26 protein-coding genes and 1 tRNA gene are annotated in these 20464 nt (G+C 39.5%); 11 read left to right on the forward strand and 16 right to left on the reverse strand.

Going from position 1 to position 20464, the window contains the following annotated elements; all coding sequences use genetic code 11:
- Window positions 1-42: 42 nt before the first annotated feature.
- From BFG52_RS03670 to BFG52_RS03685, 4 genes are all read left to right on the forward strand, one after another.
- Window positions 43-813 (forward strand): MipA/OmpV family protein, encoded by a 771-nt coding sequence (locus tag BFG52_RS03670; RefSeq protein ID WP_067552783.1) that lies wholly within the window; start codon window positions 43-45, stop codon window positions 811-813.
- Window positions 814-933: 120 nt separating this feature from the next.
- Window positions 934-2313, forward strand: coding sequence for an aspartate aminotransferase family protein (locus tag BFG52_RS03675; protein ID WP_067552786.1), 1380 nt, complete (start codon window positions 934-936; stop codon window positions 2311-2313).
- An 8-nt stretch (window positions 2314-2321) separates the two neighbouring features.
- Window positions 2322-3377, forward strand: a complete 1056-nt coding sequence (locus BFG52_RS03680) for a GNAT family N-acetyltransferase (protein WP_067552789.1) — start codon at window positions 2322-2324, stop codon at window positions 3375-3377.
- A gap of 14 nt (window positions 3378-3391) precedes the next feature.
- Window positions 3392-4276, forward strand: a complete 885-nt coding sequence (locus tag BFG52_RS03685) for a hypothetical protein (protein WP_067552792.1) — start codon at window positions 3392-3394, stop codon at window positions 4274-4276.
- A 93-nt stretch (window positions 4277-4369) separates the two neighbouring features.
- On the opposite strand, the gene BFG52_RS03690 is transcribed toward BFG52_RS03685, so the two are convergent.
- The 4 genes from BFG52_RS03690 to rodA form a co-directional block, all read right to left on the reverse strand.
- On the reverse strand, window positions 4370-4813 hold the full coding sequence (locus BFG52_RS03690; RefSeq protein WP_067552794.1) for an Mpo1 family 2-hydroxy fatty acid dioxygenase: 444 nt from the start codon (window positions 4811-4813) through the stop codon (window positions 4370-4372).
- Between the two features lie 144 nt (window positions 4814-4957).
- Complete coding sequence (locus BFG52_RS03695) at window positions 4958-5569, reverse strand: septal ring lytic transglycosylase RlpA family protein (protein ID WP_067552796.1); 612 nt, start codon at window positions 5567-5569, stop codon at window positions 4958-4960.
- 284 nt (window positions 5570-5853) lie between these two features.
- On the reverse strand, window positions 5854-6855 hold the full coding sequence (mltB, locus tag BFG52_RS03700; RefSeq protein WP_067552799.1) for a lytic murein transglycosylase B: 1002 nt from the start codon (window positions 6853-6855) through the stop codon (window positions 5854-5856).
- 17 nt (window positions 6856-6872) lie between these two features.
- On the reverse strand, window positions 6873-8015 hold the full coding sequence (gene rodA, locus BFG52_RS03705; RefSeq protein WP_067559103.1) for a rod shape-determining protein RodA: 1143 nt from the start codon (window positions 8013-8015) through the stop codon (window positions 6873-6875).
- A gap of 271 nt (window positions 8016-8286) precedes the next feature.
- On the opposite strand from rodA, the gene BFG52_RS03710 reads away from it, so the two are divergent.
- Window positions 8287-9033, forward strand: coding sequence for an IS5 family transposase (locus tag BFG52_RS03710; RefSeq protein ID WP_067552802.1), 747 nt, complete (start codon window positions 8287-8289; stop codon window positions 9031-9033).
- A gap of 128 nt (window positions 9034-9161) precedes the next feature.
- Here the strand turns inward: BFG52_RS03710 and BFG52_RS03715 are convergent, their stop codons facing one another.
- From BFG52_RS03715 to BFG52_RS03730, 4 genes are read right to left on the reverse strand one after another with little or no spacing between them, the layout of a single operon-like run.
- Window positions 9162-9812, reverse strand: a complete 651-nt coding sequence (locus tag BFG52_RS03715) for a hypothetical protein (protein WP_067552805.1) — start codon at window positions 9810-9812, stop codon at window positions 9162-9164.
- 25 nt (window positions 9813-9837) lie between these two features.
- Entirely contained in the window at window positions 9838-10656 is an 819-nt protein-coding gene (gene queF / locus BFG52_RS03720) for an NADPH-dependent 7-cyano-7-deazaguanine reductase QueF (protein WP_067552808.1), read from the reverse strand.
- A complete protein-coding gene (locus BFG52_RS03725; protein WP_067552811.1) occupies window positions 10656-11429 on the reverse strand; it encodes an ABC transporter permease in 774 nt (257 codons plus the stop codon). The genes queF and BFG52_RS03725 overlap by 1 nt, the downstream gene beginning before the upstream one ends.
- On the reverse strand, window positions 11426-12361 hold the full coding sequence (locus BFG52_RS03730) for an ABC transporter ATP-binding protein (RefSeq protein ID WP_067552814.1): 936 nt from the start codon (window positions 12359-12361) through the stop codon (window positions 11426-11428). Before BFG52_RS03730 ends, BFG52_RS03725 begins: the two co-directional genes overlap by 4 nt.
- Before the next feature lie 186 nt (window positions 12362-12547).
- Between BFG52_RS03730 and BFG52_RS03735 the strand changes: the two genes are divergently transcribed.
- Window positions 12548-12623 (forward strand) — tRNA-Arg (locus BFG52_RS03735).
- 92 nt (window positions 12624-12715) lie between these two features.
- Here BFG52_RS03735 and BFG52_RS03740 read toward each other — a convergent pair.
- From BFG52_RS03740 to BFG52_RS03760, 5 genes are read right to left on the reverse strand one after another with little or no spacing between them, the layout of a single operon-like run.
- Window positions 12716-12982: a hypothetical protein gene (locus BFG52_RS03740; RefSeq protein ID WP_067552817.1), complete on the reverse strand. Its 267-nt coding sequence runs from the start codon at window positions 12980-12982 to the stop codon at window positions 12716-12718.
- On the reverse strand, window positions 12979-13314 hold the full coding sequence (locus BFG52_RS03745) for a hypothetical protein (RefSeq protein WP_081408610.1): 336 nt from the start codon (window positions 13312-13314) through the stop codon (window positions 12979-12981). Before BFG52_RS03745 ends, BFG52_RS03740 begins: the two co-directional genes overlap by 4 nt.
- 46 nt (window positions 13315-13360) lie before the next feature.
- Entirely contained in the window at window positions 13361-14968 is a 1608-nt protein-coding gene (locus BFG52_RS03750; RefSeq protein WP_067552823.1) for a recombinase RecT, read from the reverse strand.
- Window positions 14969-15016: 48 nt separating this feature from the next.
- Window positions 15017-15949: a PD-(D/E)XK nuclease-like domain-containing protein gene (locus BFG52_RS03755; protein ID WP_067552826.1), complete on the reverse strand. Its 933-nt coding sequence runs from the start codon at window positions 15947-15949 to the stop codon at window positions 15017-15019.
- Entirely contained in the window at window positions 15933-16184 is a 252-nt protein-coding gene (locus BFG52_RS03760; protein ID WP_067552829.1) for a hypothetical protein, read from the reverse strand. Before BFG52_RS03760 ends, BFG52_RS03755 begins: the two co-directional genes overlap by 17 nt.
- Before the next feature lie 192 nt (window positions 16185-16376).
- Between BFG52_RS03760 and BFG52_RS03765 the strand changes: the two genes are divergently transcribed.
- Window positions 16377-16565: a hypothetical protein gene (locus tag BFG52_RS03765; RefSeq protein WP_067552832.1), complete on the forward strand. Its 189-nt coding sequence runs from the start codon at window positions 16377-16379 to the stop codon at window positions 16563-16565.
- Here the strand turns inward: BFG52_RS03765 and BFG52_RS16570 are convergent.
- The 3 genes from BFG52_RS16570 to BFG52_RS03775 are packed head-to-tail and all read right to left on the reverse strand — an operon-like array spanning window position 16531 to window position 17901.
- On the reverse strand, window positions 16531-16755 hold the full coding sequence (locus tag BFG52_RS16570; protein ID WP_323807459.1) for a KTSC domain-containing protein: 225 nt from the start codon (window positions 16753-16755) through the stop codon (window positions 16531-16533). The two genes, BFG52_RS03765 and BFG52_RS16570, sit on opposite strands and share 35 nt — an antisense overlap.
- Before the next feature lie 42 nt (window positions 16756-16797).
- A complete protein-coding gene (locus BFG52_RS17175) occupies window positions 16798-17421 on the reverse strand; it encodes a hypothetical protein (RefSeq protein ID WP_179946359.1) in 624 nt (207 codons plus the stop codon).
- A gap of 21 nt (window positions 17422-17442) precedes the next feature.
- Window positions 17443-17901, reverse strand: a complete 459-nt coding sequence (locus BFG52_RS03775) for a hypothetical protein (protein ID WP_067552834.1) — start codon at window positions 17899-17901, stop codon at window positions 17443-17445.
- A gap of 114 nt (window positions 17902-18015) precedes the next feature.
- Between BFG52_RS03775 and BFG52_RS03780 the strand changes: the two genes are divergently transcribed.
- From BFG52_RS03780 to BFG52_RS03800, 4 genes are all read left to right on the forward strand, one after another.
- Complete coding sequence (locus tag BFG52_RS03780) at window positions 18016-18267, forward strand: helix-turn-helix domain-containing protein (protein WP_067559105.1); 252 nt, start codon at window positions 18016-18018, stop codon at window positions 18265-18267.
- A 9-nt stretch (window positions 18268-18276) separates the two neighbouring features.
- Complete coding sequence (locus tag BFG52_RS03785) at window positions 18277-18585, forward strand: hypothetical protein (RefSeq protein WP_067552836.1); 309 nt, start codon at window positions 18277-18279, stop codon at window positions 18583-18585.
- Between the two features lie 283 nt (window positions 18586-18868).
- Complete coding sequence (locus BFG52_RS03795) at window positions 18869-19837, forward strand: hypothetical protein (protein ID WP_067552840.1); 969 nt, start codon at window positions 18869-18871, stop codon at window positions 19835-19837.
- Window positions 19830-20438 carry a hypothetical protein gene (locus BFG52_RS03800; RefSeq protein WP_067552842.1) on the forward strand — a complete coding sequence of 203 codons (609 nt, stop codon included), beginning with the start codon at window positions 19830-19832 and terminating at the stop codon, window positions 20436-20438. Before BFG52_RS03795 ends, BFG52_RS03800 begins: the two co-directional genes overlap by 8 nt.
- The last annotated feature ends 26 nt before the right edge of the window (window positions 20439-20464 follow it).

Below are 20464 nucleotides of genomic sequence, written 5' to 3' on the forward strand. Positions count from 1 at the left end.
ATAGATATTTATTCTATTTAAAGTTCTTCTGAGTAATGTTTTATGACTAAGCCAAGTCTATTTTTTTTAGCACATATCATCTTTTTAATGATGTCGTTGATGGTAGCCACGCTAAGTAGTCGTTGGGCTCATGCAGAACAACAAGAAAATACACTGACGGTAGGATTAAATACTTCAATAGATTATCAAGCCTATAAAGGAAAAACGGTCACCTATACCGTACTACCGATGATTTTCTTTGATAATGATTTGTTCTATGCCGAAGGTGACGAAGCTGGAATCTATTTAATCAATGATGAGAATAATGAATTGCGCCTGAATGCTTATTATGATGGCAATAGTTTTTCTCCACATGGTGAATTTCAGGGGGTAGATCGACGTGATTGGTCGGTCATGGCGGGTATGAGTTATCTGCATATTACGCCTTATGGTGGATTTAAATTACAAGCTGCGCAAGATACTTTAGGGCGCCATCGGGGGCAGGTATTCAGTGTGAGTTATTTGGCTGCATTTGAACAGCAGCCATGGCTTATTTATCCAGAGTTTGGTGTGCAGTGGGTGAGTAAGAAATATAACCAATATTATTTTGCGGTAAATTCTCGCGAAGCGGCAGATGCCAAACTTCAACCTTATCAATTGGGGAGTAGTGTGCAGCCCTATGCAAGTTTGGTGATTGATTATCGACTGAATAAACGCTGGGATATTTTTACCAACCTCAATATTAATTATCTTTCTGATAAGCAATATAACAGTCCAATGGTGAAATCGCGTTATGACATCGAACAGAATATTGGACTAAATTATACTTTTTAAATGATTTGCGAGTGAGTCGCTTTTAAGCGTTAGGCTTTGCTGTAATTGCAATACCTAAGCATAAGGATCGTGAGCAACAATACTTAATTGATAAATTTTATACGTGTAAAGGAAAATCTTATGACCATTAATGAAGCACAGCTTTTAGAAGACGAAGCGTTATATTGCTCACATGGTGATACTGTACATTATGTTAATCCACCTAAGATTTTCACAAATTGTCAGGGCAGCTATTTATATGATGATCAAGACATCCCATATTTGGATTTGCAAATGTGGTATTCTGCGGTCAACTTTGGTTATAAAAACCCGCGATTAGATCAAGTCCTTATAGATCAAATTCATAAGCTTCCACAAATTGCAAGTCAGTATTTACATCCAACAAAAATTGAATTGAGTAAGTTTATTGCACAAGACATTCAGAATAAAACTGGCATGAAAGGGCGTGTGCACTATAATGTGGGTGGCTCGCAATCTATTGAAGACTCATTGAAGCTGGTGCGTAACTTCTGTAAGGGCAAGAGTCGCATGTTCGCTTTTGAAGGCGGCTATCATGGTCGTACTTTGGGGGCATCATCGATCACATCGAGTTATCGTTACCGTCGTCGTTATGGTCATTTTGGCGATCGCGCACATTTTATTCCGTTTCCATATCCATTCCGTCGTCCTAAAGGAATGACTGCTGAGGAATATTCAGACAAGCTTGTCGCTGATTTTGCGCGTTTATTTGAAACAGAATACCACGGGGTTTGGGATCCTAAGGCGCGCGAAAGTGAATTTGCTGCATTCTATATCGAAACCATTCAAGGTACTGGTGGTTATGTTATTCCACCGATGAATTTCTATAAAGGTCTGAAAAAAGTATTGGATCAATACGGGATTTTATTGGTTGTCGATGAAGTGCAAATGGGCTTCTATCGTACGGGTAAACTTTGGTCATTTGAGCACTTTGATATTCAGCCTGATGTGGTGGTATTTGGTAAGGCATTAACCAATGGCTTAAATCCTTTGGCGGGCTTATGGGCGAAAGAAGAAATGATCAATCCAGAGATTTTCCCTGTGGGTTCAACCCATTCTACTTTTGCATCTAATCCCTTGGGAACGGCTGTAGGTCTTGAAGTGTTGAAAATGACGGCTGAGGTTGATTATGAGCGTAAAGTCATGGAAAGCGGCGCTTACTTCTTAGAAGGTTTAAAAGATTTACAATCACGTCATGTCGAAATTGGTGATGTCGATGGTTTAGGGCTGGCATTGCGTGCTGAAATTTGTGAAGCAGATGGTTTTAGCCCGAATAAAGCTTTGCTCGATAAAATGGTTGATATTGGTTTATCTGGAAGCCTAGATTATCAAGGTCAAAAATGTGGCTTAGTTTTAGATGTGGGCGGCTATTATAAAAACGTGATTACCTTTGCACCATCATTGGAAATTAGCCGTGCAGAAATTGATCAGGCGATGGTTTTGCTTGAGCAGTTATTAACACGTGCAAAAAGTGAAATGTAAATTGACCTATGCCAGCTCAATTTAATCAATTAGAACCACAAAGCTTGGTGGATGCGTTTTTAACGCATCCACCGCACGGCTTTGCAGTGCAATCTACTACAGATGGATTGTGTTTTTTTTATACCCAGTTTGACTTATTAACCACATTAGATGCAGCTGTACGGCAACGTATAGTCGATGCATTTGCTTATCGTTATTGGTCTAAGTTATTGCAATTGTCCAGTTGTTTCGTTGGAACAACGGTGAGTGAATATAGTATTTTGCCTAAAAATATTCAAGCAGCGCAGCTCATTGAAGATATTCAGCAACGCGGACATAAAAATACGCTGACGATTTTAAAAGATTTACCTTTGAACTCGCCTCTATTGAGTAGGGCGGAAAACCAATATAGTCAGCAGTTGATCAAGCTTGCCAAAAGCAAAGGCTTTATTGCGGTAGAAGGGCAGGCTTTGGCTTATGTTGCTATAGATTTTAAAGATCGAGATGAATATTTATCGCGCTTTTCTAAAAGTCGCCGTAAAAATCTGAAACGTAAGCTAAAGCATTTACAGCAATTGCGTGTCGATATCGTTGCGACAGGAGATGCGCGATTTAATGATGCGTTATTCTGCGCGCAACTTTATCAGCTATATTTAAATGTCTATCAGCAAAGTGAAATACATTTTGATTTATTAACAGCTGATTTTTTCCAGCAAATTTTACAAGATCAAAAAGCCGCGGGACGGGTGTTTTTTTATTGGCATGGCGAGCAATTGGTGGGCTATAACATTTGCTATCTTTATCGCGATAACTTGGTTGATAAATACATAGGCTTTGATTATCAGTTGGCCTTGCAATTTAATCTCTATTTTGTCAGTTGGTTTGTCAATTTAGACTATGCACAGCAGCAGGGGTTAAAATTTTATATTGCGGGTTGGACTGATCCGGGAGTCAAAGCGCGTTTGGGGGCAAAGTTTAGTTTTACCCAACATTTGGTTTGGATACAGCCTCGTTTACTGCGTTTTGCACTAAATCGCTTTAAATACGTATTTGAGGCTGATGCGCATTGGCATGCACAGCAATAAGGAGTGCTTTGTAAATGAAATCTTTACGTCAGCCTTTGCGATTGAATTTTGACGATTCGACTGGCTTGCCAGCACACAGCACAGAAATTACTTTAAATGATTGGCAAGAGCGTATTCGCTTTGGTTGTAAATGGCGACAATTTAAACAACTTGAGCATTATCTTGCCCCTCTATTACCCGCTGTAGAGCAGTTAGGGTGTGTATTATTAGGCAGCGGTGATTATCATCACTTAAGCCAGTTATTATTGGCACGATTAGATTCCACGCAACCTATTCATTTAATTATCTGCGATAACCATCCAGATCATATGCGTTATCCATTTGGTATTCATTGTGGTTCGTGGGTGTATTGGGCAAGTCGTCTAGCACATGTGGCGCGGATTGATGTGATTGGGATTAGCTCTGAAGATATTGCGTTAAAGCATGCTTGGGAAAATCATTGGTTGCCTTTAATTCAGGGCAAAGTCCATTATTGGAGCATACAGCAATCTGCATCGTGGACACGTTGGATTGGTGCTAAAAATGCATGGCGTGGTTTTGCCAATGCCGATGATTTGATGCAAGAGTTTCTGACTGAATTATCCAGTGATTTGCCAATTTATTTGTCGATTGATAAGGACGTACTGTCAGAAACTGTTGTGCAAACCAATTGGGATCAAGGGCATTTTTTGGAACAACATGTACAGCAGCTCATTGCAGCATGTAAAGGGCGTTTAATCGGTGCTGATATTACTGGTGATGTTTCTGCTTATCACTATCAAAGCCGTTTTAAGCGCTTATTGAGTGCTTCTGATGGACAGATAGAGCCAACAGCAAGCGAAGTTCAACAATGGCAAATTGCCCAAATCGCGTTAAATCAACGTTTAATCGAAGCGATGGCATCAGCTTGGCTTAACTGAATAGATTCAATCATGATTGAATTGAGACCGTATAAAATGACGGTGCTCAACTCAATCATTAGTTTGCAGCTAAAATGCCTATATCAGACGATATCAAGAAGGGCTGTGGCGACTATGCCATTTATTGCTCAGCTTGCTGAGATAGGCATCCATGCACCATAGAGGGCCGATTAACAGAAATTGTAGGTCTTTAAAGAAAGAAGGTTTTTTACCTTCAACGCGATGCCCGTAAAATTGTCCTAACCAAGCCAATATAAAAATAGCAATATAAACACCGCGCCCGAAGGGGAGATAAAGAATCAGCCCTACCATCACTAAGACTAATGCAGACATCGCAATGCTGAGTACGATGTCTAGGCGCGCATAGAATACCAACGTGGCAATAATAACAAGCGCAGTCAGTAATTGATTAAAATGAGCCAAAATACCGAGTATGGAAAAAAGAATACTGGGTACGCATATCCAATGTAGCATTTTGTTGGTATGGTTTTGGTGACTATCACTATATTCATCAAACCATTGTTCTATTGTTTTCATAGCGCAATCCATCGCAAAGATCATATAAGCTATTGATTGTAATTTGTTCTAATATTTTTGCAAAGCTTAACGCATAAAAATTAACGCATAAAAAAACCACTGTGAGAACAGTGGTTGTAACGTAAATGCATATGCGCAATGCTGTTAAGAGTTTGGACCGTCTACTCGTTCGATATTCACTTTGGCTGTACCTGAGTTGGTAATGCCTAAACGTTTGGCAGCACCATAAGAGAGGTCGACCACACGATTACCATGGAATGGTCCACGATCATTTACTTTAACGACCACACTTTTACCATTTTCTTTATTGGTTACGCGAATATAGCAGTTAAGCGGTAGGCTACGATGTGCAGCGGTTAGATCATTCATATCAAAGGTATCGCCACTGGCAGTTTTGCGACCATGAAATTGGCGACCATACCAAGAAGCAACACCTGTTTGGCTAAATTTACGGACAGTGTTAGATGCTACGTTGTTGAGTTTATCTATGACTGAAGGCTCGTCTTCTGGAACCGTTACTTTGGCGGCAATGGTTTGGCGACGGATATTATCGCCAGAACTTTCAGTAATAGATAAGCCATTAAGATTGGACAAGCGTGAATTAAAGCTACTGGCATCTTTGCTTATAACACGGTTGGCTAAACTTGATGTGTCTGCATCACTATTTAGATAGGATGATTGCACCATTTCAGCTTGGGTCTGCGTGGCCCCAATACTTATGGCAAGTGTTAGCCAATATTTCAGCGAAGACTGCATGCTTTAACTCCTAAGTCGTCACAATGAGTTGTTTTGCGGGCTGCAAAATGGATCATTGTAGCGCTCTAATTGATATGCATAACTACATTTACGGTAGAGGATAATATTCATGCACCCTAAAATGTGTCTAGCTTTATTTCAAAAAACCGCAAAAAAAAGCAAAAAAAGCTGCATGTGTGGTTAATAAATATACAATATTGTAACAAGGATTAAGAAATGTGGCTTAAATCACCAAATTACTCAAGATAATTCTTGACTTTTTGTGAGTATTGAAAATTGCAAGTCTATCGACTTGCAATTTCAGTGCCTAAAAGCCATACCGCAGTAGCATATAAACGGCTTTTATTATATTCAGTAATTACTTGATAATTTGGATAAGTAATATAATAAATTGGCCCTTGGCGATCTTGTAGTTGAATCACATTCACCAAGTCTAAGTCATCAATTTTAATGGCTGAATTGAGAGGGCTAATGCCTTGATCTTTAAGAATGCCATAGGGGGTCGGTTGTTTTAAATCTTTGGCAATGACTTGTTCTGGGTTAGAACCGGTATAGCGTGCTAAAAAACCAATGGGTTGATCGCGTTGCCAACCATGTTGCACCATATAGTTGGCAATCGAGCCAATTGCATCGACTGCTGAATTACGTAGATCGATATGACCGTTGTGATCGAAATCTACGCCAAATTTACTAATATTACTCGGCATAAATTGCGGATAACCAATAGCGCCGGCATAAGAACCAACAATACTTTGGACTGGATAATTCTCTTTATAAGTCCATGCGATCAAAGCTGCGAGTTCATCCTGGAAGTACTCTGCTCGACGAGGAAAGCCGAAAGCTAAGGTTGCTAGGGCATCTCGTGTGATGAAAGAACCTTTATTACTGCCAAAACCTGTTTCAACGCCAAGAATACCTAGAATGACCGCTTGAGGTACACCAAATTCTTGTTCTGCACGATTGAGTGTGTCGGCATACTGATTTTTAAAACGTACGCCTTTTTGAATGGTGCCTTCAGTGAGAAACATATCGCGATAAGCATACCATGGCTTACTTTCACCAGGACGGTTCATTATATTGATGATATTTGGAAGATTACGCGCTCCTAACATCGCACGGTCAACTTGCTCTGCTGTTACGCCATATTTTTGTACAGCATTATATTTGAATGTGTCGTACTGTGGATTATGGGCAAAATCATTGGCAACACAGAAACTTGATAATGACATCGTAATAGCAGATAAGGCTAAGTTTCTAAATTTGATGTACAACCCTTTTTTTTGCATATGAATTCTAATCCTCATTAGCGATGCGTATGAATAGACATAACAATCCCAAAAGTCGCCATTAGCGTGATGATTGCTGTGCCACCATAACTCATAAAGGGAAGTGGAACACCAACCACTGGTAAAATGCCACTAACCATGCCAGCATTTACGAAGACGTAAACAAAAAAAGATAAGGCAAATGATCCTGCGACTAAGCGACCAAAGTTATGAAAGCTTTGTAAGCTGATTTGGAATGTTCTAAATATAATGAGAAAATATAGAGTAATTAAAACAAAAATGCCAATTAATCCAAATTCCTCGGAGTATGCAGCAATAATAAAGTCGGTATGACCTTCAGGTAAAAAGTGCAAATGAGACTGTGTGCCTTCTAAAAAACCTTTGCCGCTTAAGCCGCCAGAGCCAATAGCAGTTTTTGATTGGATAATATTCCAGCCTGTACCCAGAGCATCTGCTTCAGGGTTCAGTAAGGTCATTACACGTTGTTTTTGATAGTCATGTAATAAAAACATCCAGGCGACAGGAATAATCGCTGCTGCGGCGCCTGCTGCCGCTAAAATCATCGCCCAAGATAGCCCGCTAAGAAATAATACAAATATGCCACTGGCAAGCACTAACAGCGAGGTGCCTAAATCGGGCTGTTCCGCAATAATAATAAACGGTACACCAATCAAGACCAGAGAAATAATGACATTTTTAAAGCTTGGTGGTAGGCGATTTTTTGCTAAAAACCAAGAAACCATCAGCGGCATACCAATTTTCATAAATTCACTGGGCTGCACACTACCGACACCAGGAATATCAATCCAACGTTGCGCTCCCATGCGAACCTCACCAAAAACCATGACGATCAGTAGGCACAATACGCCAAAACCATAAAAATAAGGTGCAAAGGCTTGAAAGACTTTGGGGGGAATTTGCGCAATACTGCACATTAAGAGAAAACCAATACCAAAGCTCATGGCTTGTTTGCTCAGCAATGCTAAATCTTTGGCTGAAGCACTATAAAGTACAGTGAGTCCAAGTAGCGCATTTAAAATCAGAAATAAGCAGAGCCATGGATCGATGTGTAAGCGTTGCCAACGAGAAGGGCGCATGGCGGTGCTCAGACCATCGCGCGGTGCTTGTCGAAGAAATTTATATTGTGAACTTGGTGGCATGAGGGCAAAAAAGGCTATGTTAAATGCTTTTTGCATGCTATCACAAACAGTTTTGAAGGCAATCTTAATCTAGCTTTGTTGCATAATCTGATACACAAAATCATGTGATTCAATATGACACAATTCGATTTGTTGAACAAATCTAAACAACAGCGATAACTAAACAGATAACGAGATAATAGCGATAACCACTAGGGGCTGTTGACATTTGTTGCCTAAAAAAATAGCGAGGTAGTAAAATCAAATCGCCAAACATAATTTTACACTCGCTATGCTTCGTACAATGTTAAATGATCAACACTGGTCTAAGTTAAAATCTATTTTCAGACATTTTAATATTTATCTCAAATTAAATTTACGAAATTTTATTGAAGCCATCTTATTTCGTATTAGAACGGGATGTCCTTGGAGAGATTTACCTAAAGAATTTGGTAATCATAATTCAATCTTTAAAAAATATAATCGTTGGTCTAAAAATGATAAGCTCATGAATATATTTAAGTTATTTAGTAAACATGCTGACAAAGAATGGATTTTTATTGATGGCAGTCACGTCAGAGCACATCAACATTCAGCAGGAATTAAGCATCAAGACATTTCTAAAAGTATCGGTGGTAATAGCTCTAAAATACATTTAGCAACTGATTCTAATGGTAATCCAATAGACTTTATTATTTCTGACGGGACATCTCATGACATAAAAATTGCCCCAGCCCTAGTATCAAAACTGGATTTGACTGAATCAGAAATACTATGTGCTGATAAAGGTTATGACTCTGAAAGTCTGAGAAATCAAATTGAAGCGACTAAAACAAAAGCGAACATTCCTAAAAAATCCAACACAAAATCTAGTAATGATTATATGGACTGGTATATGTATAAAATCAGGCACTTAGTTGAGAATACATTCTGCAGATTGAAACAGTTCAGAGGAGTTGCTACACGATATGACAAGCTAAAGCGTAATTATCAAAGTGCTGTTGCCTTAGCTTGTATCTATATTTGGTTGCCTCTTTAGATCAATTTATCGACTGTAAATGTCAACACACCCTAGTGAGTATGTGGTTAGACGGCTTGAAATAAAAATACAGTAAACCAGCGCAGTAAAGACTGTTGAATGTCTTCAGCGCTGGTTAATGGAGGATGTTAATCAAAGAACAAACCATTGTGATATTCTGCAACGGCTTTCAGCTCATCTTGGTTTAGATGTGGAATAAGACGATGAATTGCGATATGCACTGCTTTGCTTACCGCCACGACCCCAATATCGGACGCTTTACGTTTAATAAGTCCTAAGTCGAGGGTTTTATTGAAGTCAGTCATAAAATGCTGAATAGTGGCATCGGCAAATTTTTGGTATGCCTCAGACAGTAGGTGTCGGTCTACATCGCCATTGCTTGCAATCTCAGCATATAGGGCTTTGAGCTGACGCACTAAGTCTTGATCCATGGGGGCACCAACACGCTGATGACCGTCAGGATCTTGAAATAAGCTTTGACCGGAAAAGGTGATAGATTGTTGTACCACCGTATTTGTGGCTTTCCCCAGCAGCTGTTTTAATAAAACAGCAACAGTCGATTTAATATAGCCTGCGAGTTTTTCTGCAGTATCTCGACGATCACTGGCTGGAAAATGACGTATCATATCCGTTAAAATTGCATCAATGATTTCATCGTTAATCAATAATGCTGTTTTGTCTCTTAAGGGATAGAGTGGTTCATTTGAGTTTTTATTTTCTAGACCTGCTTGTATATTGTCTAGTAATTCCTGAGATGGAATAAAGCCAAAAAAAGGCATAACAAATTACCTCAAAATTATGATTTTATTGTCGCGCTAGACGTATTGGTTTGGGCATCCATGCAAAATCTGAAACACGGCAGGGGTTGATATCTAAACCACCGCGACGTGTATATGCTGCATAAACCATTAACTGTTCTGGCTGCAACATCCGCCAAAGATCAGCATAGATTTGCTCTACACACTGTTCGTGAAAGCCGCTATGCTGACGAAAAGAAATAATATAGGCGAGTATACTGTCATAACAAGGTTTTTCTCCTTTATAACGTATAAATACCGTTCCCCAATCGGGTTGACCTGTAACAGGGCAGTTACTACGTAATAAATGAGAATATAAAAGATGTTCAGAGATCTGCCCATTATGTTCAGTATCAAGTCTTAATAGGCTAGCATCGGGATGTGTTGAAAGTTGAAGGGGAGTGAGCTGATCCAGACAAATCCCTTGCGCTTCATGGCATTGCAATGCATCAACAGCATAGAGTTCCAGTTGTACCGTACTCTGTGCCGCAGCAGACAAATCTTTTTCAACGCGTGCAACAAAATCTTGTTGGGCATCAAATCGAGTGAAGTTTAAACTATTAAAATATAGCTTAAGTGATTTTGATTCAATTAAAAACTCAGAAGATGCATCTAAACACATTCGACCAATAGCAACTTGTGGGATACCCTGTGCATTCAGCCAAGAAATTTCGAAAATATGCCACCAATCTTTACCCTGATAAATGCCTGGTATCTCTGCATATGCTGCACGTGATTGAGCACGTGCAATCGGAAATAAAATATCAGGCTGATATTCAGTAGGGTATTGCGTATCTTTACCTAATAAAGAGTGTTCTACAGACATTATTCGTGCATTCCTGAACCGCGAGAAAGTAGATAATATGCAATACCATAAAGTAGTGCACAACATAGCGTGATCACGCCAAGCGAAATACTAACATTAACGTCGCTATATCCCAAAATGCCATAACGGAAGGCATTGACCATATATACAATTGGGTTTAATAGTGACAAATTTTGCCAGAATGGGGTCAATGCTGTCATGGCATAAAATACCCCACCCAAATAGGTCAATGGTGTCAATACAAAAGTTGGGATAATCGAGATATCATCGAAGGATTTAGCATAGACAGCATTAATAAAGCCGCCTAAAGAAAATAATAATGCGGTAATGATAACGGTATAAATTGTGACAGCAAGATTGTGAATGGTAAAATCGACAAAAAACCAACTCATGGCTGTAACGATTATGCCAACCAAAACACCTCGACAAACACCACCTATCACATAACCACAAAGAACGAGGTGCAAGGGCACTGGACTCATAATGAGTTCTTCAATACTTTTTTGAAATTTTGCACTAAAAAAGCTTGAGGATACATTGGCATAGCTATTGGTAATGATCGCCATCATAATCAAACCAGGCACAATAAACTGCATATAGCTAAAGCCACTCATCTGACCAATACGAGAACCGACTAAATTACCAAAAATGACAAAATACAAGCTCATGGTAATCGCGGGAGGGAGTAAAGTTTGTGGCCAAATTCGCATGAAACGTCTAATTTCTTTACGCACCAGAGTCCAAAGCGCAATTTGCAATTGGGTCATATTCATGGCGCGCTATCCTCTAGATTTTTTTCAACCATTTTGACAAATAGCTCTTCTAAACGGTTCGATTTATTACGCATACTGCGTACTTCTATACCCTGTGCTTGGAATAATAAAAATAAATCATTTAAATGGTGTGATTTATCCATTGTGACTTCAAGTGTCAGTGGGTCGATGAGATTAAATGTCAGACCAATAATTTCGATCTGTAAGGGCTCAATTGGCTTGGCTAAATCAAAAATAAAAGATTCTTCATTGAGTTGATTTAAGAAAGCTTTCATACTGGTGTCTTCTTTGATGGTACCGCGATCAATGATGGCAATACGTCGACAGAGCATTTCAGCTTCTTCTAAATAATGTGTGGTTAAAATAATAGAAGTACCTTGAGTATTCATCTCAATGAGGAAATCCCACATAGAACGTCGTAATTCAATATCAACGCCAGCAGTCGGTTCATCTAATATCAGTAATTTTGGGTCATGCATCATGGCACGCGCAATCATCAGACGACGCTTCATACCACCCGACAGCATTCGGGATTGAATTTGTGCTTTTTCCCATAACCCTAATTTTTCCAAATAGTATTCAGCACGTTTTTTGGCAATGTGCGCAGGAATCCCATAATAACCAGCTTGAGTAACGAGAATATCGAAAGGTTTTTCAAAATGACCAAAGTTAAACTCTTGCGGTACGACACCTAAACAACGTTTTGCTTTAGAAGGATGGGTATCGAGATCATGATCAAAAATTTTAACTTGACCAGAGGTTTTGCGGGTTAAGCTACTAATAATACCGATTGTCGTCGATTTTCCAGCACCGTTCGGACCGAGTAAAGCATAGAATTCCCCCTCTGGAACATGAAGGTTGATTCCTTTTAATGCTTGAAATCCATTGCGATACGTTTTCGATAAATCCGTTAATGTCAAAGCATTAGTCATGAAAAGCTCGTCTATTGAATTTGGGGGGTATTGTGGAACAAGTTGTTGCAGAAACCAAGCTTAATTGCCGAGACTAATCGTTGCAAGACTAGAACATTGTATAAAGCATGAGCAGCAATGTGTGCTGTATAAGGATAAATGCTTTACCTTGCTGTTTTTTTTGCTATGATGTGCGAATTGTTTTATGCGCTCATAGCTCAACTGGATAGAGTACAGGTCTCCGAAGCCTGTGGCGTGGGTTCGAGTCCCGCTGAGCGCACCAAACCTTTTAATAAAATCAATGACTTATATTGGGTTTGGCGTAAAATTGGCGTAATTAATAAAAAACTCTATCCTCATATAGAAAAAACCCCGCTAAATTTTGCGAGGTCTTCCCGGTGTTTTCTTTAGTGTATCTGGTCGCTCATTTAACCATTTTGATACTTGTCCCAGATTCCATCTTCTACCTTTTATTGTTTCAGTCACAAACTTTGGTTTGGGAAAATCTTTAAGGCAGATAATAGCAGCTTTGAAATACCCTTTTTCATAATTTAGAAATTCTGCTGCTTGTTCATCAGTTAACCAAATATCGGATGGTGGTAGAGCAACTATAAAGTTGCCCATGTTAGTCATTACGCTCATTTGACCTCCGCAGCTTCGATCATCATTTCATAAATGGGGGTAAAGTAATCCCTTGTAAGATCTCCCCAGTGATACAAACTATTCTCTAAGCGCTGCACAACGTGGTCAGGAATTTCTTTCGGCACCAACACAAAACCTTCTGGCACGGCGCTGGCTTTGAGATGCTGCCAAATTTCCCACTTCTCCTGCATTTCAGCACAGTAGTATTTACCTTCATTACCATCACCGATTCGTGCTGTATCATATTTTTGAAAAAGAACTTTTCTGCTTGCGAAAGGTCGTTTCGTAAATTCAAATTCTTCAAAAGCCGCACGTTCTTTTTGAATATCCATTATTTTCCCCCTTAACTGTGACCATGCATAAACATGGCCGTATCTTTTAACCTTGCATCAATTCTGATTCGCGTTTTTGTGCAGCTAGATCGATGCGCTGGCGATCTTGATCACTAAGTTCGTCGATAGCTGGGTCTATATACTCTGCATTAATATCGTTTTGAGTTTTAGCACTCTGAATACGAAGAATTACCCCATCCACAAAACCCACCTCTGCATCTACTACAGAGTCGTTAAATATATCGCCCTGTGTAACGATTTCTTTTCGTGCAGCCCATGCCGTCATAAGTGCGTGACCTTTTTCGCCGTGCAGCCTTTTGAGTTGTGGCAACATAGCCATTAATTCATCTAATGTTTTACAAGCATTGATTTGTTCAGTGCTTAGTTCTTGATTTGCAGCTTCAAGTTCAGCTAGTCGTTTTTCGATAGCCTCTTCAAGCGGTTTTCGCTGCTCAGCAGTCCATGACTTCGTATAGTTGGTCTGAGCTTTTACTTCTGCCGGTGTTTGAGCACTAGCCACATCACCGAGCAAGTTGTTTAATTTATTTTGATATTCTTGATCAGGTTTTGATTCTGCCTTAGGCTCTGCCTTTTTTACTGGCTTAACTTCCGTTTTGGGTTCAGGCTTTTTTACTGGAGTCGCCTCCTTAGCAGGTGCTTTAAACTTCTCAGATTGGGCTTTAACTAAAACCATGAGTTGTTTACGTTCTTCACGTTCTGCATGGTCCATCACCTGTTCTTCCATTACGTCTAAATGAGCAGGGGATTTAGCACTTAAAATACCGTGCTTAATTTGTGCGAAAGTGGGTGGATAGTATATTTCTTCTTGCCCAACAACTTCCTGCTGCTGGGTGTTATTAACATGAACCTCATTTTGTGTGGAATTTTGGACATTTTGATTTTGGTCAACATCTTGATCGGTATTATCTACGCTAACCCAATCACCATCGATAGTTACGCTTTTGCCTTGTTCACCAGCTTGAGTAACTTCCATTGCATTAGTGAGTTCGATTGACTGCGGCATGTATTTTAAAACTTGAAGTAGTGCTACTTTACGAGCGTACATTTCAAAGTTCTTTTTATTGTCAGCAAGAGCATAGTGAGCATTGCCAACTTTATTATTTTTCTTTAAATGTGCCTCAACACGTTTAACTGGCCACACCTCAATAACGGGCATTTCTGCATCTTTCACGCGGCCAATCGCATAGACATGGGTAAGCTTATTTACATCAAATTCGCCATATGGCTTGTGTTTACAATACGGTGAATCGCCAAGCATATAATCGAAGTCATCGCCCTCATAGACTGCACCAGTCCACACCGATGAACGACCGCCACGGTTGGCTAGATCAACAAGACCTTTCCACCCAGGTACAAAGTTGCATTTTTTCCCGTAAGGAATTAAATAGCCCTGACCATTAACACCTGGTTCAAGACCCAACTGTGAAGCAGTGATGATGCTTCCGAAAATTGAAACAGGATCGCATTTCTGTAGTGCTGGATTTTGACTGAATGCAGTAAGAGTTAAACGAACCATGCGATCCGCATTTAAGTGCTTTGGCAAAGCCATTTCCAATTGGCTTTTGTGTTTCTGCATAAATGCATTAAATGAGGCTACTGGGTTTTTTTGCGTATTTTGAAGTTGTACGTTCATGAATAAAATTTCCTTAAAATGAATAATTTGGTCTTAAAATGAATAAAATCAGTGAAAATCGTGTTCTAAAGCTTGCTTTGCCATGTATGAAGGTAAACCAATATCTTCAAGCTCTTTGCTGTAGCCATCCCATTCATCAATAAGTAACGACTCTGCTAGTAGTGCCTTAGCTTTGTTGTAACGTGCCTCCCCAACACTCAATAAAAGATCAGAGGCTTTGTATTGCTTAACGTTGTACGGGGCATCATTTTCAGCAACTAGAAAGATAAAAGGGGGCTTATCTTCTGTGTCGTAGTACTGCTGGAATCCCTCGCGGTACATTGCTGCAGATAGATCGTATCCGTAGTCACCGCATTGCTTTGAAAAACCATAAGGGCGTGCATCACGGGAGGTTTTTACATCTATGATTAGACCGTTGGGGAAGTTTCGACACGGTGCGATATGCCAATCGGGGCGAACACGTAGCTGCAAGTCATAGACAGGATCAGTAAAGAAGATGCTTGCCTCGGCCATGCCGTACTCATTCCTCATGAATTGGAATGTACTAAGCGTGCGTAAGTTGTTTGCAATACGCATAGCGCCGTCTAGCTGCTCTGCACTAATTATTAATTTTTCGCCATGTTCAGCATCAAATTGATTCCAAAAAGCTATACGTGCAAGCGTATCTTCGGAAGGCTTTTTAGCATTAAGCATTGTTTCCGTTGGTCGGCGCGGTGCATCTACTGGTACAACGACAAACTCATTATCAAACTGCTCAGGCTCTAAGAACAATGTATGAGCCAATGTGCCGAAATCTAAATGCTTTTTAGATTCTTTTTCATGCTCTTTGATGATGTTGTGTGAATAGAAATGAGCACCTGAACGTAGAATGTCTTTAAGCTGTGAACTGCTAAATTCAGCTTGTGCGTGATACTCATCATTGCTCATGTTCTCAATGAGTTTCGCACCTTGAAGCATTGGTAAATCAACAAATGTATTCATGATCGATCACCTTTGACGTAGCTATGTGTTTGAAGCACATAGCATCATCTGAGCAGCCTTTTAAGACTGCGAATGAGAATGCGATAGCGATAATAAAAAGAGATGCAGCAACTAAGCCCGATTTTGATTGCTTGGGTTTGAAATCTGCTGCAGTAGGTTCTTGACGCAATATGCCGATAGCAGAGCGTTTAACATCGAACTGCTGACAATTGCTGTTTGAGTTGGATTGATGCATAATAAAACCTCGTTACTAAGCCCCTCAGTTGTCCAGACCAGCGGGGCTTTTTTATTGGGTACGAGAATTATTATTACAATAATGTATTTTTTAATCAATACAAAAATGTAATATTTTAAAAATAAAATACATTAATGTGTTTTAATAAATATAAGAAAACCCATCATAGGGATGGGGTGTTTGGAGTTTGTTATGAATAATCAAGATGTGATTTTAAAAGCATTATTGGCAGCACAACACGAGTTAACCACGCTGCACAATCTAACAGTCACCGATAATATTGAATCTGGTGTTACTTGGATCACAAATACCAATGAAGCCTTACAGTTGATTAATTTAGCTCTGATTAAAGCCGAGCGTAACGATAACCAGCTTTTTTAATATAAGCATCTAAATATTCACCATGAGATGCAGCACTCATCAGCCCCAAGTAAAGACTTTGGGGTACATTAAAGTATTGATAGATACTCCCATTTAAAAATTGAACTTCTAGTATAGATGAGCTCACATCATAACCTATAGAGTGTATGTTGCTCGACGAAACACATTTTCTTTCCACTACTTTCTCCACCCGATCAGCACGTCTGCGTCGGGTTCGCAGGTTTATTTGTCCTTATTTTCTGGATTTATCCATACATGTTTTACACCACTTGGTTAAACTATCTTCACGCTTACTATTAATGTAAAAGCTAGTTCTAAATCTTGTTTTCTTACAGTTAGGGCAGTATTTTTTGTTGCTTTGTTTTTGTACGCGTGGTGCATCTAAACAAGAGATACACCACTTCGTCACACCATCTTCGTGTTTTGTGGACTTTCTAAATGATGTATAAGGGAGTGTATTTTCACAATTTGGGCACGCTTTCTCATCTACACCTTCATCAAATATAAATGAAGTTTGATCATTTTCTATTGAGTCAATAATTAACTCTTGCTGTACTGGTTGCGGTTGCGGTTGCGGTTGCGGTTGCGGTTGCGGTTGCGGTTGCGGTTGCGGTAAAGATGAGTTTACAACTGTAGAATCTAAGGTATTAGAGATTAACTTCGATGCAGTATCGCTCGTAGTATATTTTGTCTGCACTGTATCAATGGTTTGTTTTCTTTCAATGAGAACTTCACCATCATCAGTTTTAATAACCCTCTTATGAGTAATGGTTGTTCGGTCTTTTTTTTCACTTTTGTTTTGATTTAAAAAGTAAAGCCCTAAACCCACCAAACAAATAACGATTATAAATTCCATAACACCTTTCAATCCAAAATTCTAAGATGCACTCTTCTTCGAGGAGGGTCTTACATATTTTTCCAATAAATCATTTAGTGCTGTTTCTGCATGATTGATCACAAATTCAATCATTTGTATATCTTGATTAGATAACTTCTTATCTTGCTCCAAGTTATCGATTGTTTGGCAAATATGCATAAATTTTGCATACCTAATACTGGCAGGTGATGGATCGCACAATGTTGTCGTGCGGGTAGTAGTACCTGATTCAATGCCATCCAAATACATTTCTGGCATACCTGTTTGTGATTCAAGTTTTCTAGCTTTTCTCTCACCAATTACTCTTTTCTTTTTAATGATATTGGATATTTCGCCCTGATTTAATCCAAATTTTTCAATAAATTCCTGCTGATTCCTGTAGTGAGTGGTCACCCAAGAGTTAAGGCGGTCAGCGCGAGCATCCGAGGCTGCTTTATTTGGATCGATATCTTTAGTCATGAGTTTGATTCTATCAGTGCATTACAAAAATGTATAAACACAAAAATGTATTTAATCTTGCTAATAAAAATACAAAAATGTAATATTTGGGTGGTTAATGTATTGGAGTTTCAAATGAGCAGTAAATTCGTGACTTATTTCAGGGGACTTGATCCAGATGAAAAAAGGGCTTTAGCAGAAAAATGTAAGACATCCGTTCGGTACTTAACCAAACAAGCAACTCTAATAAATACAGGTAAAGAAGCTAGCTTATTTAAGCCGTCAATTTGTACGGCAATTGAAGTTTTTTCATCAGGCGAAATAACTCGAAAAGAACTTAGACCTGATGACTGGTCAGACATTTGGCTTGAACTTGTAAAGTCTTGAGGTGGTCGAATGTCTGAAAAAAATCTAACTACGATTACACATAGATGCTCATATGAAGAAAAAGACTTTCTAGAAGCTATTGCTAAGGTCGAAGGTAAATCTCTATCTGAGTTGATTCGTGAAAATAACATGGTGCGAATATCCGCTGAAAAAGAACGGTTAAATCATCTCGCATCTCTTATGTGTCTTACCACGAGTACTGTGTCACCGCCCAATTTTGAATTATCACCACCACCACGACCAAAAACCACAGGCACAAAAAAAGCTCAACTGTGCGACCAGTTGAGCTTGATTTGTCATACCAATGAATTGATATGAGGTAAACACCGATGACCAATGTATCACATCAAAATGCAACTGTTAAGAAGTTGCCGAAATATATCGAGACAGAGCTTGGTACGGAAAAGCTTTGTATTCACTGCAATGAATATTGGCCATTAGATAGCGAATTTTATTTCACATATCGCAATAGGCACCAACCTGAAAAAATTTACTATGAGGCAGCTTGTAAGTGCTGTTATGACCTGCGTTACAGACCTAATCGAAATAAAAATAAAGGCGTTAATACTGTTAAGTCATATCACGAGAGGAGTACAGCAGCATGAGTGCAGCAACGATTATTCCTTTTACCAAGCCTCAAACCACATCACAAGAGGCAAAAAGCATGTATAGCGACAGATTTAAGCAGGGCTATGTAATGTCGAGCCGCTTGTATCGCAATGAGGTACGACCATTCTTAAGTGATGCGGCACATAACGTTTATGAGCGTCTTGAGGAGTGGATAAATGGACAGTTAAAAGAAACCGATCATGTTAGTCATCGTCAAATACAAGGTGGAAAATTAAAGGGATCAAACAAACTGGGTTCAGCAACTGTTAGTAATGGGATTAAGGAGCTTGTTTGGTTTGGCGTTATTACCGTCACTGAGAAAAATAATAAAATTGGCAATAAATATGAGATCAACGAAATATCCTTAGCGCACTATTTTGAAGAGTTTAGCGCTTCAGTAATAAAAGCACTCCGCATCAGTAATGAAAGCGCTTCTATAAGTGAAGCGCTTTTGAAAGTGAAGCAGTCCGCTTCAGTAAGTGATACGGAAAAGCCGTTTAGCGCTTCAGTAAGTGATGCATCAATAGATTCTTTTTTAGATATTAGAGAAGAGGAGGAAGAAAGCGCGCAAGAAAAATTCACGGCGCAAGAAAATCGTCAGCTGAATTTTATCGAGTATCACCCAACCGACCGCACTCCGATTTCACTGAAAGAGCTTTTCAAAAAATATCCGGCTCAAGTCGATTTTATCGATCAAGCGAAAGCGAGTTTTCCCGATCACAGTCCTGAGCAAATTTTTGCCGAGTTAAAAAAACTAGCGCAGTGGTCACTTAGCGCAGCAAATCACATGCCGCAAAAATGGATGTCGATCTGGTTGAACTGGATGAAAAAAACTCCAACCGCTGCAGAGCTTGAGAAATCTGCAAAACGCAAATCTGCGTCGACGGAAAAACCTCAAAAACAAAATCAAAGCCGATTTGGCAAATACCTAAAACCACAACAGGGGATCCGCGATGTTTGAATTAGAGAAATTTCAGAAAGCGTTTGAAATATCGTTTCCAGTTGAGGCTGCGCAGCAGATTTTAGGGCTGATGGAATCTCTTTACGGTTCTGAGTTTGAACGCGTTCACGGCAAGACTGATGCGGATTTGCTGATTGAAAATACTCGTTTGGTGCTTGATGGAATTACACCAGAGCAGCTGCAAAACGGAATCAAGTTGATGCGATCTGAGCGTTGGTGCCCGACGTTGCCAGGATTTAGATTTTTATGTCTGCAGGATGGTGACTGGTGGACAGCAGAACAGGCTTGGACGTTTGCATTAAATTGGAAAAAAGACAGCTCAAAACCAATCACAACACTTGCAAAACGGACGCTAGGCGAAGTTTCAGAGGTTCTTAACGGACAGGGGCAAAAAGCTGCATACAAAGCGTTTATCGATACTTACGAGTACAACCTACGACAAGCCAAAGCCCGCAACTGCACTCAGGTTATGTGGGTTAAACCAAAGACCAGTGACGATGTGAAGCAGCAAAAAACTACTGAGCGAAATAGATCGGGTATGCCGTGTCCTCCAGAGCTGGCAGCGAAGATCAAAGGCGCTTATCGGGGGAATTTATCGTGAAAGATCAAAATAAATTTGTACTCGCT

The organism is Acinetobacter larvae, assembly GCF_001704115.1.
Classification (GTDB): domain Bacteria; phylum Pseudomonadota; class Gammaproteobacteria; order Pseudomonadales; family Moraxellaceae; genus Acinetobacter; species Acinetobacter larvae.

Excerpts from the sequence above, each read along its gene's own strand:
- BFG52_RS03670 (WP_067552783.1), top strand. The coding sequence starts at position 43 with ATGACTAAGCCAAGTCTATTTTTTTTAGCACATATCATCTTTTTAATG.
- BFG52_RS03675 (WP_067552786.1), top strand. The coding sequence starts at position 934 with ATGACCATTAATGAAGCACAGCTTTTAGAAGACGAAGCGTTATATTGC.
- BFG52_RS03680 (WP_067552789.1), top strand. The coding sequence starts at position 2,322 with ATGCCAGCTCAATTTAATCAATTAGAACCACAAAGCTTGGTGGATGCG.
- BFG52_RS03685 (WP_067552792.1), top strand. The coding sequence starts at position 3,392 with ATGAAATCTTTACGTCAGCCTTTGCGATTGAATTTTGACGATTCGACT.
- BFG52_RS03690 (WP_067552794.1), bottom strand. The coding sequence starts at position 4,813 with ATGAAAACAATAGAACAATGGTTTGATGAATATAGTGATAGTCACCAA.
- BFG52_RS03695 (WP_067552796.1), bottom strand. The coding sequence starts at position 5,569 with ATGCAGTCTTCGCTGAAATATTGGCTAACACTTGCCATAAGTATTGGG.
- mltB (WP_067552799.1), bottom strand. The coding sequence starts at position 6,855 with ATGCAAAAAAAAGGGTTGTACATCAAATTTAGAAACTTAGCCTTATCT.
- rodA (WP_067559103.1), bottom strand. The coding sequence starts at position 8,015 with ATGCCACCAAGTTCACAATATAAATTTCTTCGACAAGCACCGCGCGAT.
- BFG52_RS03710 (WP_067552802.1), top strand. The coding sequence starts at position 8,287 with ATGCTTCGTACAATGTTAAATGATCAACACTGGTCTAAGTTAAAATCT.
- BFG52_RS03715 (WP_067552805.1), bottom strand. The coding sequence starts at position 9,812 with ATGCCTTTTTTTGGCTTTATTCCATCTCAGGAATTACTAGACAATATA.
- queF (WP_067552808.1), bottom strand. The coding sequence starts at position 10,656 with ATGTCTGTAGAACACTCTTTATTAGGTAAAGATACGCAATACCCTACT.
- BFG52_RS03725 (WP_067552811.1), bottom strand. The coding sequence starts at position 11,429 with ATGAATATGACCCAATTGCAAATTGCGCTTTGGACTCTGGTGCGTAAA.
- BFG52_RS03730 (WP_067552814.1), bottom strand. The coding sequence starts at position 12,361 with ATGACTAATGCTTTGACATTAACGGATTTATCGAAAACGTATCGCAAT.
- BFG52_RS03740 (WP_067552817.1), bottom strand. The coding sequence starts at position 12,982 with ATGAGCGTAATGACTAACATGGGCAACTTTATAGTTGCTCTACCACCA.
- BFG52_RS03745 (WP_081408610.1), bottom strand. The coding sequence starts at position 13,314 with ATGGATATTCAAAAAGAACGTGCGGCTTTTGAAGAATTTGAATTTACG.
- BFG52_RS03750 (WP_067552823.1), bottom strand. The coding sequence starts at position 14,968 with ATGAACGTACAACTTCAAAATACGCAAAAAAACCCAGTAGCCTCATTT.
- BFG52_RS03755 (WP_067552826.1), bottom strand. The coding sequence starts at position 15,949 with ATGAATACATTTGTTGATTTACCAATGCTTCAAGGTGCGAAACTCATT.
- BFG52_RS03760 (WP_067552829.1), bottom strand. The coding sequence starts at position 16,184 with ATGCATCAATCCAACTCAAACAGCAATTGTCAGCAGTTCGATGTTAAA.
- BFG52_RS03765 (WP_067552832.1), top strand. The coding sequence starts at position 16,377 with ATGAATAATCAAGATGTGATTTTAAAAGCATTATTGGCAGCACAACAC.
- BFG52_RS17175 (WP_179946359.1), bottom strand. The coding sequence starts at position 17,421 with ATGGAATTTATAATCGTTATTTGTTTGGTGGGTTTAGGGCTTTACTTT.
- BFG52_RS03775 (WP_067552834.1), bottom strand. The coding sequence starts at position 17,901 with ATGACTAAAGATATCGATCCAAATAAAGCAGCCTCGGATGCTCGCGCT.
- BFG52_RS03780 (WP_067559105.1), top strand. The coding sequence starts at position 18,016 with ATGAGCAGTAAATTCGTGACTTATTTCAGGGGACTTGATCCAGATGAA.
- BFG52_RS03785 (WP_067552836.1), top strand. The coding sequence starts at position 18,277 with ATGTCTGAAAAAAATCTAACTACGATTACACATAGATGCTCATATGAA.
- BFG52_RS03795 (WP_067552840.1), top strand. The coding sequence starts at position 18,869 with ATGAGTGCAGCAACGATTATTCCTTTTACCAAGCCTCAAACCACATCA.
- BFG52_RS03800 (WP_067552842.1), top strand. The coding sequence starts at position 19,830 with ATGTTTGAATTAGAGAAATTTCAGAAAGCGTTTGAAATATCGTTTCCA.